14 protein-coding genes are annotated in these 13,329 nt (G+C 72.1%); 8 read left to right on the top strand and 6 right to left on the bottom strand.

What is annotated here, in order from left to right:
• Positions 1 to 105: 105 nt before the first annotated feature.
• A complete protein-coding gene (locus ACIQ6Y_RS24610; protein ID WP_404042109.1) occupies positions 106 to 1,203 on the top strand; it encodes a dipeptidase in 1,098 nt (365 codons plus the stop codon).
• 39 nt (positions 1,204 to 1,242) lie between these two features.
• On the opposite strand, the gene ACIQ6Y_RS24615 is transcribed toward ACIQ6Y_RS24610, so the two are convergent.
• The gene (locus tag ACIQ6Y_RS24615) at positions 1,243 to 1,686 is read right to left on the bottom strand and encodes a DUF2000 family protein (protein WP_404042110.1); all 444 of its coding nucleotides are present in this window, start codon (positions 1,684 to 1,686) and stop codon (positions 1,243 to 1,245) included.
• Positions 1,687 to 1,735: 49 nt separating this feature from the next.
• On the opposite strand from ACIQ6Y_RS24615, the gene ACIQ6Y_RS24620 reads away from it, so the two are divergent.
• Positions 1,736 to 2,533 (top strand): AraC family transcriptional regulator, encoded by a 798-nt coding sequence (locus tag ACIQ6Y_RS24620; protein ID WP_404042111.1) that lies wholly within the window; start codon positions 1,736 to 1,738, stop codon positions 2,531 to 2,533.
• A gap of 49 nt (positions 2,534 to 2,582) precedes the next feature.
• On the opposite strand, the gene ACIQ6Y_RS24625 is transcribed toward ACIQ6Y_RS24620, so the two are convergent.
• Positions 2,583 to 2,942: a VOC family protein gene (locus tag ACIQ6Y_RS24625; RefSeq protein WP_404042112.1), complete on the bottom strand. Its 360-nt coding sequence runs from the start codon at positions 2,940 to 2,942 to the stop codon at positions 2,583 to 2,585.
• 117 nt (positions 2,943 to 3,059) lie between these two features.
• Between ACIQ6Y_RS24625 and ACIQ6Y_RS24630 the strand changes: the two genes are divergently transcribed.
• Positions 3,060 to 3,560, top strand: a complete 501-nt coding sequence (locus ACIQ6Y_RS24630) for a CGNR zinc finger domain-containing protein (protein ID WP_404042113.1) — start codon at positions 3,060 to 3,062, stop codon at positions 3,558 to 3,560.
• A 112-nt stretch (positions 3,561 to 3,672) separates the two neighbouring features.
• Here ACIQ6Y_RS24630 and ACIQ6Y_RS24635 read toward each other — a convergent pair whose 3' ends face one another.
• Positions 3,673 to 5,016, bottom strand: coding sequence for a UDP-glucose dehydrogenase family protein (locus ACIQ6Y_RS24635; RefSeq protein ID WP_404042114.1), 1,344 nt, complete (start codon positions 5,014 to 5,016; stop codon positions 3,673 to 3,675).
• A gap of 213 nt (positions 5,017 to 5,229) precedes the next feature.
• Here ACIQ6Y_RS24635 and ACIQ6Y_RS24640 point away from each other — a divergent pair, with 213 nt between their 5' ends.
• From ACIQ6Y_RS24640 to ACIQ6Y_RS24650, 3 genes are all read left to right on the top strand, one after another.
• Entirely contained in the window at positions 5,230 to 6,387 is a 1,158-nt protein-coding gene (locus ACIQ6Y_RS24640; RefSeq protein ID WP_404042115.1) for an acyl-CoA dehydrogenase, read from the top strand.
• Positions 6,388 to 6,531: 144 nt separating this feature from the next.
• Positions 6,532 to 7,353 (top strand): SAM-dependent methyltransferase, encoded by an 822-nt coding sequence (locus tag ACIQ6Y_RS24645; protein WP_404042116.1) that lies wholly within the window; start codon positions 6,532 to 6,534, stop codon positions 7,351 to 7,353.
• 32 nt (positions 7,354 to 7,385) lie between these two features.
• Positions 7,386 to 8,156: a class I SAM-dependent methyltransferase gene (locus tag ACIQ6Y_RS24650; RefSeq protein WP_404042174.1), complete on the top strand. Its 771-nt coding sequence runs from the start codon at positions 7,386 to 7,388 to the stop codon at positions 8,154 to 8,156.
• A gap of 6 nt (positions 8,157 to 8,162) precedes the next feature.
• On the opposite strand, the gene ACIQ6Y_RS24655 is transcribed toward ACIQ6Y_RS24650, so the two are convergent.
• Positions 8,163 to 9,449: an LCP family protein gene (locus ACIQ6Y_RS24655; RefSeq protein WP_404042117.1), complete on the bottom strand. Its 1,287-nt coding sequence runs from the start codon at positions 9,447 to 9,449 to the stop codon at positions 8,163 to 8,165.
• A 119-nt stretch (positions 9,450 to 9,568) separates the two neighbouring features.
• Here ACIQ6Y_RS24655 and ACIQ6Y_RS24660 point away from each other — a divergent pair, with 119 nt between their 5' ends.
• On the top strand, positions 9,569 to 10,126 hold the full coding sequence (locus tag ACIQ6Y_RS24660; protein ID WP_404042118.1) for an acyl-CoA thioesterase: 558 nt from the start codon (positions 9,569 to 9,571) through the stop codon (positions 10,124 to 10,126).
• 116 nt (positions 10,127 to 10,242) lie between these two features.
• Here ACIQ6Y_RS24660 and ACIQ6Y_RS24665 read toward each other — a convergent pair whose 3' ends face one another.
• Positions 10,243 to 11,712 (bottom strand): LCP family protein, encoded by a 1,470-nt coding sequence (locus tag ACIQ6Y_RS24665; protein WP_404042119.1) that lies wholly within the window; start codon positions 11,710 to 11,712, stop codon positions 10,243 to 10,245.
• Between the two features lie 127 nt (positions 11,713 to 11,839).
• Here ACIQ6Y_RS24665 and ACIQ6Y_RS24670 point away from each other — a divergent pair, with 127 nt between their 5' ends.
• The gene (locus ACIQ6Y_RS24670) at positions 11,840 to 12,877 is read left to right on the top strand and encodes a glycosyltransferase family 2 protein (protein ID WP_404042120.1); all 1,038 of its coding nucleotides are present in this window, start codon (positions 11,840 to 11,842) and stop codon (positions 12,875 to 12,877) included.
• Positions 12,878 to 12,884: 7 nt separating this feature from the next.
• On the opposite strand, the gene ACIQ6Y_RS24675 is transcribed toward ACIQ6Y_RS24670, so the two are convergent.
• Positions 12,885 to 13,304 (bottom strand): hypothetical protein, encoded by a 420-nt coding sequence (locus ACIQ6Y_RS24675; protein ID WP_404042121.1) that lies wholly within the window; start codon positions 13,302 to 13,304, stop codon positions 12,885 to 12,887.
• Positions 13,305 to 13,329 lie beyond the last annotated feature (25 nt).

A 13,329-nucleotide genomic window follows, 5' to 3' on the forward strand; every position in this document is an offset into this window, starting at 1 on the left:
CCCCGTACCCCCGAACGCCCCGCCCACCAGGAAGCCCCGCCGTTCTCCGTGCGACGGTGACTGTACTGCCGATCACGCCGCCGATCATGACGTACGGAGCCCGCCATGGCCGACCTCCAGGACGAACTGCACACCAGCGCAGGCATCGGCGAGCTGCCCCTGCCGGAGCCGCTGCCCGCGTCCGCCCCGGACGTGGCCGGCCCCCTGGACGAGGCCCACGCCCTCCTCGCCGCGCACCCCGTCGCCGACGGCTACAGCGGGCTGCCCTGGGCGCTGCGGCATCTGCCCTGGTACGACCTCCAGCTCGGCGAGAGCGCCGTCGACACGGATGTGCCGCGGCTGCGCGAGGGCCATGTCGGCGCGCTGTTCTGGGCGCTGCACCTGCCCGAGGGGCTGGCGGCGGACCGGGCCGTGGGGGCCACGCTGGAGCAGCTGGACCTGGTGCGGTCGGTGATCGGCGCGCACCCCGAGGGGCTGCGCCTGGCCCGTACCGCCGGGCAGGTCATCGACGCCCGCAACTGCGGCCGGGTGGCCGTGCTGATCGGCCCGGCCGCGGCCGCCGCCGTCGACGACTCCCTCGCCATCCTGCGCGTCCTGCACTCCCTCGGCCTGCGGGTGCTCACCCTCACCGGCACCTCGTGGGCCAGCGAGGCCGGACTGACGCGGTTCGGCGAGGAGGCCGTGCGCGAGATGAACCGGCTCGGCGTCCTCGCCGACCTGTCCGGCGCCTCGCAGGCCACCGCCGCGCGCACCCTCGCCGTGTCCCGCACACCGGTGCTGTGCACCCGCTCGGCCGCCCGGGCCCTGCGCCCGCACCCGGCCAACCTGCCCGACGACCTGCTCGCCGAGCTGGGCGCGGCGGGCGGCCTGTGCATGGTGCCGCTGACGGCCGAGCAGACCGGGCCGACCGTACGGGACGTCGCCGACCACCTCGACCATGTGCGCGAGGTCGCCGGCGCCGACTCGGTCGGCCTGTCCGGCACCTACGACTCCGGCGCCGCCCACCCCCAGGACCTCCCCGACGCCTCCGGCTACCCGCGCCTGATCGCCGAACTCCTGCGCCGCGGCTGGTCGGAGACCGACCTCGCCCTGCTCACCTGGGGCAACGTCCAACGGGTCCTGCGCACGGCCGACTTCATGGCCCGCGAGGCCCAGCAGCGCCGCGAGCCCTCCACGGCCCGCATCGCGGAACTCGACGGCTAGGGTCTGTCCGGAAGGCAGGCCCTAGGGCGCTGCCCCGCCTCACGGGTGCATGCGCGCCCCCTTGAGGACCTTGTCGACGGCGTTGCGCGGCCCGTACACCGCGAGGCCGGCCAGGTCCAGCTGATCCGCCGGTACGGCCCGCACCGCCGCGCGGTTGTCGCGGTCGTTGCCGGTGGCGAACAGGTCGGAGGTGAACAGCGCGCGGGGCAGTGCACGGGCCAGGGCGCGGCCGTGTGCCGCGGTCAGCGTCTCCTTCGTGCCCTCGAAGACCAGCACCGGCTGGCGGAACATCGGCAGATACGGGGTGCCGTCGGCGTCGGCGTACGGCTCGCCGATCACCTCGGGCAGCTCGGTGCCCAGACCGCTGACGAGGAACGCGGTCACGTTCAGCCGCTGCCAGGACTCCAGGTCCTCGCGCAGCAGGACGGCAATCTTGGTGTCGAACCGTACGGGGGTGTTCTCGGTGGTCATGCCTGTGGTCATGCCATGAGACTGCCGACCGCCCGCCCCCGCGTTCTTGTACGTTCTTTGCATGGTGGCAGCCCGCAACGAGGTCTCCGCGTGGCGCCCGCGTGTCCCGGGTGTCGTCGAGGTGTTCCACGCCCGCTTCACCGAGCACGCCTACCCGATGCACGTGCATGACGTGTGGACCCTGCTGATCGTCGACGAGGGCGCCGTCCGCTACGACCTCGACCGCCGCGAGCACGGCACCGCCCGTGACACCGTGACCCTGCTCCCGCCGCAGGTCCCGCACAACGGCTCGCCCGCCACGGCCGGCGGCTTCCGCAAACGCGTCCTCTACCTGGACCTGACCCGGCTCGACGAGACGCTGATCGGCCCGGCGGTCGACGGACCGGACCTGGTGGACCCGCTGCTGCGCCACCGTGTGGGCCGGCTGCACACGGCCCTCGCCGACCGGGGTGACGCGCTGGAGGCGGAGAGCCGCCTCGCCCTGATCGGTGAGCGGCTGCGCCACCATCTGCGCCCCCGGCTCATGACGGCGACGCCCGCGGCGGACCGGGGCGTCGCCCACCGGCTGCGCGACCTGCTGGACGCCCGGCTGACCGACGGGCTGAGCCTGAAGGAGGCGGCGCAGGCGCTGCACGCCCACCCCGCACACCTGGTGCGGGCCTTCACCGGGGCCTTCGGCCTCGCCCCGCACCAGTACCTGATGGGCCGCCGGGTCGACCACGCCCGGCGGCTGCTGCTCTCCGGCCTGCCGCCCGCCGAGGTGGCCCCCGCGGCCGGCTTCTACGACCAGCCGCACCTGACCCGCCACTTCAAGCGCCTCACCGGCACCACCCCTGGCCGCTACGCCCGCGGCGGCTAGACCCCGCGACGCCGGCATGATCCGGAAGACAGGCCCTGGGCCCGGCCGCTCAGCAGGCGCACAGACAGAACGGGTGGCCCGCCGGGTCGGCGTACACCCGCCAGGTGCGGGAGCGGTCCTCGGTGTCCAGCGGGCGGGCGCCGAGGGCGAGGACCTCCTTCTCGGCCGCGTCCAGGTCCTCGACGGTCAGGTCGAGATGGAACTGCTGCGAGTGGTCGGGGGCGGGCCACTCGGGCGCGACGTACCCCGGCGCGGCCTGGAACGCCAGCGCCTGTCCGCCCGGCACCTTCAGGTCCACCCACTCGCCCTCGCCCTCGACGCTGCCGCCGAGGACACCGGCGTAGAACGCGGCGAGCGCGGCGGGGTCGGGGCAGTCCAGGACGACGACACCCAGCTTGGCGACAGTCATGACTCCTCCTCGGGAACACCCGGTTACCGCCAGACGTTGGCAACCGGTAACTGTTACCCCATGCTGCCGCATAGGCAGTAACGTCGCAAGGGAAAAGCGGGGAGGTAGCGTGCACTCATGAGCGAGAGATCACCCGCGCCCGGAGGCCTCGCCCTGATCGAGTCCCTGGTCAACACCCTGGACATCGAGTCGGGCGCCGACGCGCTCGACACCGAGGACGGCCGGGCACGCCTCGGGCTCACCCAGGGGGACGTGCCGGACGCCCGCGAGCTGCGCGAGTCCCTGCGCGTCGCCCTCCTCGCCCACGCCGGCCACCCGCCGCACCGCGCGGTGACCCCGCTCGGCACACTGCTCGCCGCCGCCCCGCTGCTGGTCGCCGTCGACGACACCGACGGCTCCGCCCGCCTCGCCCCCGCCGCCGACGGCCCGCTGCTCTCCCGGGTCGCCGCCGCGGTCGCCGAGGCGCTCGTGGCCGGCACCTGGACCCGCCTCAAGGCCTGCGAGGCCACCACCTGCCACTGGGCGTACTACGACCGCAGTCCCGCCGGGCGCGGCCGCTGGTGCTCGATGCAGGTGTGCGGGGCCCGCGCGAAGATGCGCCGCTACCGGGCGAAGTAGCGACGTCGCCCTGCCGGCGGCCGTCCGTGCGGCAGAATGCGAAAAGACGCCGTTTCGGCCGACTGAGCCTCGGCCGAAACGGCGTCACCCGTTCTTGGGTCCCGTACGGCGATCAGGCCGCGGGACGCCCCATCGCCCGGTACGTCCACCCGGCGCGCCGCCAGACCTCCGGGTCCAGGGCGTTGCGCCCGTCGAGGATCACCCGGGCCTTGACGGCCTCACCGAGCGCCCCGGGGTCCAGCTCGCGGAACTCACGCCACTCCGTCAGATGCAGCACGACGTCCGCGCCCCGCACGGCCTCCAGCGCGGAGTCGGCGTACCCGAGGGTCGGGAACAGCCGCCGGGCGTTGGCCATGCCCTTCGGGTCGTACACGGTGACCTGGCCGCCCTGGAGGTGGATCTGCCCGGCCACGTTCAGCGCGGGCGAGTCCCGTACGTCGTCGGAGTCGGGCTTGAAGGTGGCGCCCAGCACCGCGACCCGGCGGCCCAGGAACGACCCGCCGCCGAGCGCCTCGCGGGCCATCTCCACCATCTGGCCGCGCCGCCGCATGTTGATCGAGTCGATCTCCCGCAGGAACGTCAGCGCCTGGTCCGCGCCCAGCTCGCCGGCGCGCGCCATGAACGCCCTGATGTCCTTGGGCAGACAGCCGCCGCCGAAGCCGATCCCGGCGCGCAGGAACTTGGCCCCGATCCGGTCGTCGTACCCGATGGCCTCCGCCAGCTCGACCACATCGCCGCCCGCGGCCTCGCACACCTCGGCCATGGCGTTGATGAAGGAGATCTTGGTGGCGAGGAAGGAGTTCGCGGCGGTCTTCACCAGCTCGGCCGTCGGGAAGTCGGTGACCACGAACGGCGTGCCCTCGCCGACCGGCGTCGCGTACACCTCGCGCAGCAGCTTCTCGGCGCGCTCGCTGCGCACCCCGACCACGATCCGGTCCGGGTGCAGCGTGTCCTGCACCGCGAAGCCCTCCCGCAGGAACTCCGGGTTCCAGGCCACCTCGGCGTCGGCGCCCGCGGGCGCGTGCTCGGCGACATAGGCGGCCAGCCGCTCGGCGGACCCGACGGGCACGGTGGACTTGCCGACGACCAGAGCGGGGCCCTTCAGATGCGGGGCGAGCGCGGCGAAGGCGGAGTCGACGTACGACATGTCGCAGGCGTACTCGCCGTGCCGCTGCGGGGTGTTCACACAGACGAAGTGGACGTCACCGAAGGCGGCCGCCTCGGCGTAGTCGGTGGTGAAGCGCAGCCGTCCGCTCGATCCCTCGATGCCCGCCACGTGCCGGCGCAGCAGCTCCTCGAGCCCCGGCTCGTACATCGGCACCCGGCCCTGCCGCAGCAGGTCGATCTTCTCCTCGACGACGTCGAGCCCGAGCACCTCGAAGCCCAGCTCCGCCATCGCGGCGGCGTGGGTGGCACCGAGATAACCGGTGCCGATCACGGTGATCTTCAGGGCCATGGACGCTCCAGGGAGACCGATAGGGGTGTACCGACGGGGGTCGGTGCCCGAGCATAGCCGGGGCAGGTGGAACCCCATGCGGGCCCCGTCGGCGGGCCCGTTCCGCCCTGTCGCCTAGCTCACGTATCACTGAAGTGAGCGGGGGCACTAAAATTTTGGTTACTTAACGGTAATTAGCGCCAGCATCACAGCGTCTTTGGAGCGTGAGAGACCTTGGCCGGATCGGCTGACTTCGACCTGTACCGCCCGTCCGAGGAGCACGACATGCTCCGCGACGCCGTCCGCTCCCTGGCCGAGGCGAAGATCGCGCCGCACGCCGCCGCGGTGGACGAGGAGGCGCGCTTCCCGCAGGAGGCGCTGGACGCGCTGGTCGCGAACGACCTGCACGCGGTGCACGTACCCGAGTCCTACGGCGGCGCGGGTGCGGACGCCCTCGCCACCGTGATCGTCATCGAGGAGGTGGCCCGCGTCTGCGCGTCCTCCTCCCTGATCCCGGCGGTGAACAAGCTGGGCTCGCTGCCGGTGATCCTCTCCGGCTCCGAGGAGCTGAAGAAGAAGTACATGACCCCGCTCGCCAAGGGCGACGGCATGTTCTCCTACTGCCTCTCCGAGCCGGACGCCGGCTCGGACGCGGCCGGCATGAAGACCAAGGCGGTCCGCGACGGCGACCACTACGTCCTCAACGGCGTGAAGCGCTGGATCACCAACGCGGGCGTCTCGGAGTACTACACGGTGATGGCCGTGACGGACCCGGAGAAGCGCTCGAAGGGCATCTCGGCCTTCGTGGTCGAGAAGGGGGACGAGGGCGTCTCCTTCGGCGCCCCCGAGAAGAAGCTCGGCATCAAGGGCTCCCCGACCCGCGAGGTCTACTTCGACAACGTCCGCATCCCCGCCGACCGCATGATCGGCGAGGAGGGCACCGGCTTCGCCACCGCGATGAAGACTCTCGACCACACCCGCATCACCATCGCCGCCCAGGCCCTCGGCATCGCCCAGGGCGCCCTCGACTACGCCAAGGGCTACGTCCAGGAGCGCAAGCAGTTCGGCAAGCCCATCGCCGACTTCCAGGGCATCCAGTTCATGCTCGCCGACATGGCCATGAAGATCTCGGCCGCCCGCGCCCTGACCTACCAGGCCGCCGCCGCCTCCGAGCGCGGCGACGCCGACCTGACCTACCTCGGCGCCGCGGCCAAGTGCTTCGCCTCCGACGTGGCGATGGAGGTCACCACCGACGCCGTCCAGCTCCTCGGCGGCTACGGCTACACCCGCGACTACCCGGTCGAGCGCATGATGCGCGACGCCAAGATCACCCAGATCTACGAGGGCACGAACCAGGTCCAGCGGATCGTGATGGCGCGCAACCTGCCGTAAGGCGCCCCGGCTCGATGACAGCCCCCGCCCGGACACCCGGTCGGGGGCTGTCGGCGTCTTCGGTCAAGTGGCCGACAAGGGAGGTCGATTGTGTCTAGGTTGAGGGCGCAACCGATCATTCCTGCCCGAAGGAGACCAGGCACCATGTCCGACCCCGTCCTGCCGCACGACGAAGGCGTCGCCCGGGTCAACCGGCTGCGGACCGATGTGTCGCACTCGGCGCGCATCTGGAACTACTGGCTGGGCGGCAAGGACAACTACCCGGTCGACCAGGAGGTCGGCGACCAGATCCTCTCCTTCGTGCCGGCGCTGCCCCGCTCGGCCGTCGCCGACCGGGCGTTCCTCGCGCGGGCGGTGCGCCATCTCGCCGGGGAGGCGGGGGTGCGGCAGTTCCTGGACATCGGGACCGGGCTGCCGACCGCCGAGAACACGCACGAGGTCGCCCAGCGCGTCGACCCCACCTGCCGGATCGTCTACGTCGACAACGACCCGCTCGTGCTCACCCACGCCCACGCGCTGCTCACCAGCACCCGCGAGGGTGCGACCGACTACATCGAGGCGGACGTCCACGACCCCGAGGCGATCCTGCGCGGGGCCGCCGAGACGCTGGACCTGGACCGCCCGGTGGCCGTCACCATGCTGGGCATCCTCAACTTCGTCATGGACACCGACGAGGCCGTCTCCATCGTCCACCGCCTCCTCGACGCCCTGCCCTCCGGCAGCCACCTCGTCCTGTCGCACCCCACGACCGAGGTCGACGGCGAGGCCATGACCCAGGCCGTCGAGTACTGGAACAGCCAGGGCTCGGCCCCCATGACCCTGCGCACCCGGGCCGACCTCACCCGCTTCTTCGACGGCGTCGACCTGCTGGAGCCCGGCATCGTCACCTGCTCCCGCTGGCGTCCCGACCAGGCGGGCGAGCCCGTGGACGTCACCCACTTCGCGGGCGTGGGCCGCAAGGCGTGAGCACGACCTCGTTCGACTCCGCCGAGCGGCGGATGTGGGCCGGCCGTGCCGACGCCTACGACTCCACCTTCGCCCGGCTGTGCGCGCACCCGGTGCCCGCGCTGCTGGACGCGGCGGGCGTCGGCACGGGGACGTACGTCCTCGATGTCGGCACCGGCACCGGCAGGGCGGCCCTCGCGGCCCAGGAGAGGGGCGCGCGGGTACGGGCGGTGGACGCCGACGCCGGGATGGCGGACCGGGCACGCGCCCGGGGCATCCCGGCCGACGTGGCAGCCCTCCCCGAACTGCCCTTCCCCGACGGCGAGTTCGACGCCGTCGTCGGCAACTTCGTGCTCAACCACGTCGGCCGCCCCCGCACCGCCCTCGCCGAGCTGCGCCGCGTCCTGCGGCCCGGCGGGCAGCTCGCCCTCACCCTGTGGAGCCCCGGCCGCCAGGCGGGCATGGAGCTGTTCGGCCGCGCCCTTCAGGCCGCCGGTGTCGTACGACCGCCGGACCTGCCGCGCCTCGATGCGGCCGAGGACTTCCCGCGCACCCCGCAGGGCGTCGAGGCCCTCCTCACCGAGGCGGGCTTCACCGGCGCCGCCTGCGCCGAGACCCGCTTCACACACCGTGCCGGCGTCGAGGAGTGGTGGAGCGCCGCCGCCGCCGGCCTCGCGACGATCGGCCTGATCGTCACGGCACAGGACGCCGACACCGTCGTACGCATCCGCGGTGCGTACGACGAACTCGCCGCCGCGGAGTACACCGACGACGGCGAGCTGGTGCTGGAGCACGGTGCGCTGCTCGCGCACGGGCGGGCGTAGGAGCGGTCAGTCGCCGGAGACGGTGACCGTCTCGTCGTTGTTGAGCTGGTTCACCAGGGTCTTGACCTTGTCCTTGTCCCACAGCAGGTTGCTGCCGGTGGTGCCCGCGAGGGGCATGTTCATGGACTTGCCGTCGCCGCCGCTGACGCCCTTCATCCCCCAGAACATGTCGGCCAGGTCGAACAGGCCCATGTCCTTGTCGACGATCAGGGAGTCCAGGCCAGCGCCCATGGTCGGGTAGAGCCTGAACGGGTTGAGGATCGTGCTCGGGGTGGCGACCTGGCTCGCCAGCGCGGCGAGGAACTTCTGCTGGTTCTTGGTGCGGTCCAGGTCGGAGCGGGCGAAGGCGTAGCGGGTACGGACGAAGGCGAGGGCCTCCTGGCCGTCGAGGGTCTGCTTGCCCGCCTCGAAGTCGGCGCCGGAGTTCTTGTCCTTGAAGGCCTTCGGGATGTCGATCTCGACGCCGCCGACCGCGTCCACGATGTTCGCGAAGCCGGCGAAGCCGATCTCGACGTAGTGGTCGATGTGCAGGCCGGTGTTGTACTCGACGGTACGGACCAGCAGCTCGGGCCCGTCCTCGGCGTACGCGGCGTTCAGCTTCACATGCCGGCCGGTCGCGGGGTACGTCTTGCCGGACTCGGAACCCACGAAGCTGGGGACCTCCACGTCCGAGTCACGCGGCAGGGACACCAGCGTCGGGGCGCCGTCGCCGGTGTGCAGGATCATCATCGAGTCCGTGCGCTTGCCCTCGGCGGACCCGGTGTGCAGCTTCTTCTTCTGCTCGGAGGTCATGCCCGCGCGGCTGTCGGAGCCGACGATGAGGTAGTTCGTGCCCTCGCCCGCCTCGGGCCGCTCGATGACCTTGGACAGGTCGACCTCGCGGTTGAGCTTGGAGTCGGCCCAGAAGTAGGTGCCGACCGCCGTGACGAACAGCACGGTCGTGACGGTGATCGCGGTCCACTTGATGCGGCGCCGCCAGTCCGGCCGGGGCCGGGGCCCGCCGGGGTGACCAGGCTCACGCGGTCCGCCGCCACCGGGGCTGCCGTAGACCTGGCCGGTGTTGTAGCCGCTGTCGTAGCCGCCGAAGTCGTCACCGCCGCCATCGACGTACGACGGCTGCTGCGGGACTCCGCCGTGCTGGGGCGGCGCCTGCCGGCCGCCCGCGGACGGGCCACGCCTGACCTGCCGCATCACGCGCGCGCCCTCGGGCTGCGCACCGGCGCTGCCGCCGCCGTAGCGGGGGCCGCGGCTGCCGCGGTTCTCGTCGGACCATCCCTCGGGCCAATCGTTCATGCCGAACAGTGTGCCGGGCCCGACCGTGTGCTCCACAAGAGACCGAGGAAAACGGGGGCAGTGCTGTTGCCAAGCTGACACAAAGTTCCCACCTGTCGGTTCGGCATAAGGTGGAGGCCATGACAGACCAGGCCAGTACCGTCGACATGGAGAACGCGGACATCCCGGGCAAGCCCACCGCGGCGTCCCGGACCACGCTCAGCCACATCATGACCCACAGTGACACCAACCTGCTGGGGACGGTGCACGGCGGCGTGATCATGAAGCTGGTCGACGACGCGGCCGGAGCCGTCGCGGGCCGGCACAGCGGCGGGCCCGCCGTGACCGCGTCCATGGACGAGATGGCCTTCCTGGAGCCGGTCCGGGTCGGTGACCTGGTGCATGTGAAGGCCCAGGTCAACTGGACCGGCCGCACCTCGATGGAGGTCGGCGTCCGCGTCCTGGCCGAGCGCTGGAACGAGTCCGCCCCCGCCACCCAGGTCGGCTCGGCCTACCTGGTCTTCGCCGCGGTCGACGCCGACGGCAAGCCCCGCCGGGTCCCGCCGGTCGTCCCGGAGACGGACCGCGACCGCCGCCGCTACCAGGAGGCCCAGATCCGCCGCACCCACCGCCTGGCGCGCCGCCGCGCGATCATGGAGCTCCGCGAGAAGCGGGCGGCGGAGGGCTACGAGGACTGAGGCCCTGGCGGAGCCGGTGTGTGCATCGTTTGTTGCACCGGCCGCCCCGATTCACCGGGTGTTCGCGCCCTCCGGATGCAACAAACGATGCACACACCGCCGCCGCGGCCCTGCCCTCAGGGGCAGCTCACCTCGTCGCCTCGCACCACGCCGAACTCGCCCTGCCGGGCATCCTCCGCCCGCACCTTGCGGACCTTCTCGAAGTCCGGGCCGACGATCACCTTCAGGGTGCCGCCCTGGCCCTTGACCGGCCGCAGTTCGCTGCCCGGCAGGGCCGCGGCGAGGGATCGGGCGGAGCGGTCCCAGCGGGGGTCGTAGGCGACGGTCGTGCGCCGGACCGGGGCGGCGTTCGCCGGCCGGCGGGTGGTGTCGAAGCCCGTCGCGGCGAGCGCGGCGTCGACGCGGCGGCCGAGGCCCGCGGTGGAGGTGCCGTTCTCGACCTGGACGCGGATCTGCTGGGGAGCCACGGGGACGCGTACGGCGGCGCTGTGCGGCCGGTGCGCGGCCAGCGGCTTGTCCTCGCGCAGGGACCTGAAGAGACGGGCCGACTTCACCGGGTCCCACTTCAGGGTCGAGCCGATGCCCTTCACGGCGTAGCCCATCTGCCCGATGGGGACGGTGACGAACTCCGAGGAGGACGGCGAGAAGGTGCGCATCGCCCGTCCCAGGTCGAGGAGTTCGCCGGTGCCGAAGCCCTTGTCCGCGCGGACCGAGCCGAGCACGGCCCGGGTGACGTCCCGGAACTTCAGCGGGTTCAGCAGCACTCCCGAGGAGGTCGCCCGCTCCACCAGCGCGGCGAGGAACCGCTGCTGGCGCTGCATCCGGCCCAGGTCGGAGGCGCCGTCGACATGGCGGGAGCGCACGTACTGCAGGGCCTGGCCGCCGCGCAGGTCGTGCGGGCCGGGGGCCAGGTCCAGGCCGGTGTAGGGGTCGTTCAGGCGCTCGGCGGTGCAGACGCGGACGCCGCCGAGGACGTCGACGGTCCGCATGAAGCTGGTGAAGTCGACCTCCAGGTAGTGGTCGATCTTCACCCGGGTCATCTTCTCGACCGTGCGCACGGTCAGCTGCGGCCCGCCCTCGGCGTAGGCGGCGTTCAGTTTGATGGGGTGGGCCTTGTGGTGTTCGCCGGTGGTCGCGTCGGTGTGCGCGGGCAGTTCGGCGTAGGAGTCGCGGGGGAGGCTGACGATGCTGGCCCGCTCCCGGTCCTCGGAGATGTGCACGATCATGATCGTGTCGGTGCAGTGGCAGGGGGCGCCGCCCAGCCGGTACTTCTGCCGCTCTTCCTCGCTGATCTTGTCGCGGCCGTCGGTGCCGACGAGCAGCAGGTTCATGCCGTGCCCGGCGCGCGGCCGGTTCTTCATGTCCTTGAACGGGTCGACGCGGGCGATGTCCGCGTCGAGGCTGGTGACGACGGCGTGCCCGATGCCGGCCGCGGCCAGCACGACGACCGACAGGGCCGTGGCCGCCCGCAGGGCCCAGCGCGGCCGCTTGGGCCGTGGGGCGGGCCGGGGCGCGCGGCGGGACGGCCGTGGGCGGGGCTGCGGGTGGGACTGCGGCCGGCCGGGGGACCTGGGCGGCGTGGGCAAGGGACACCTCCGGGCGAGGCCGTACGCGGGATCCGTGAGCACCGTAGGCCCATACGATCTCCGGTCCGGGGTACCGCCACGGCCGGGGCGCATGGGTGTCCCCCGTTCGCGGTAACGTGAGCCCCCTATGAACGCGAAGTCCGACGTGCAGCTCCCCGCCGTTTCTGTGATCATGCCCGTCCTCAACGAGGAGCGGCATCTGCGTCACGCCGTCCAGGCGATCCTCGCGCAGGAGTACGCCGGTGAGATGGAGGTCGTGATCGCCCTCGGTCCGTCCACGGACCGTACGGACGAGATCGCGGCCGAGCTGGTGGCCGAGGACCCGCGGGTGCACACGGTCCCCAATCCGACCGGCCGTACGCCCGCCGCCCTCAACGCCGCGATCAAGGCCTCCCGGCATCCGGTCGTCGTCCGGGTCGACGGGCACGGCATGCTGTCGCCGAACTACATCGCGACCGCCGTACGGCTTCTGGAGGAGACCGGCGCGCAGAACGTCGGCGGGATCATGCACGCCGAGGGCGAGAACGCCTGGGAGGACGCGGTCGCGGCCGCGATGACCTCCAAGGTCGGCGTCGGCAACGCGGCCTTCCACACGGGCGGTCAGGCCGGGCCCGCCGAGACCGTCTACCTCGGTGTCTTCCGGCGCGAGGCGCTGGAGCAGCAGGGCGGTTACAACGAGGAGTTCATCCGCGCCCAGGACTGGGAGCTGAACTTCCGGATCAGGGAGGCCGGGGGTCTCATCTGGTTCTCGCCCGAGCTGAAGGTCTCCTACCGGCCGCGGCCGAGTGTGAAGGCGCTGGCCAAGCAGTACAAGGACTACGGGCGGTGGCGGCATGTGGTCGCCCGGTACCACTCCGGTTCGATCAACCTGCGCTATCTCGCTCCGCCGGCGGCGGTGTGCGCGATCGCGGCCGGGATCGTGGTGGGTGCCCTGGTCACGCCGTGGGGCCTGGTCGTCCCCGGCGGTTATCTCGCGGCGATCGTCGCGGGCTCGCTCCCGGCGGGCAAGGGCCTGTCGCCGAAGGCCCGGCTGCAGATCCCCGTGGCGCTGGCCACCATGCACATGTCGTGGGGCTGGGGCTTCCTGACCAGCCCGAAGTCGCTGGCCAGGAAGGTGATCGCGAGCCGGCGCCCGGCGGTGCGGGCGGACGCCGGCTCACACTGACCTTTGGTCAGCAGCCGGGGCCGCTGCAGCCGCCCGAGTAGTACTTCTTGCTGGAGGCGTTGTTGTTCTTCAGCCAGAGCGGCAGGTTGACGCGCTTGGTGCCCAGCGTCTTGAACGAGTCGCCGCCGTAGCCGGAGTTGAACCAGGTCTCACAGGTGAACAGCGGGCCCATGTTGCAGAAAAGCGAGGCCGCGTTGTTGCCGACGACCTGGCCCTGGCCGTTGCCGGACGAGATGAAGTAGTCGTCGTGGTGGGTCCACTGGTCGCCCTCGTAGTCGATCATCGACCCCGAGGTGTTGGAGTTGAAGTAGTAGCAGGCGTCCTGCACTTCGCAGACGCCGTCGGCGGCCTGCGCGGTGCTCGAGTAGGCGAGCACGGAGGTCAGTGCCGCGGCACCGGCCGTGGCCAGCGTGGCCCAGCGGTTCATGTGGGTTCCCCTCGGTTTCGGCAGG

The sequence above is a fragment of the Streptomyces sp. NPDC096205 genome, from assembly GCF_044763135.1.
Lineage (GTDB): Bacteria > Actinomycetota > Actinomycetes > Streptomycetales > Streptomycetaceae > Streptomyces.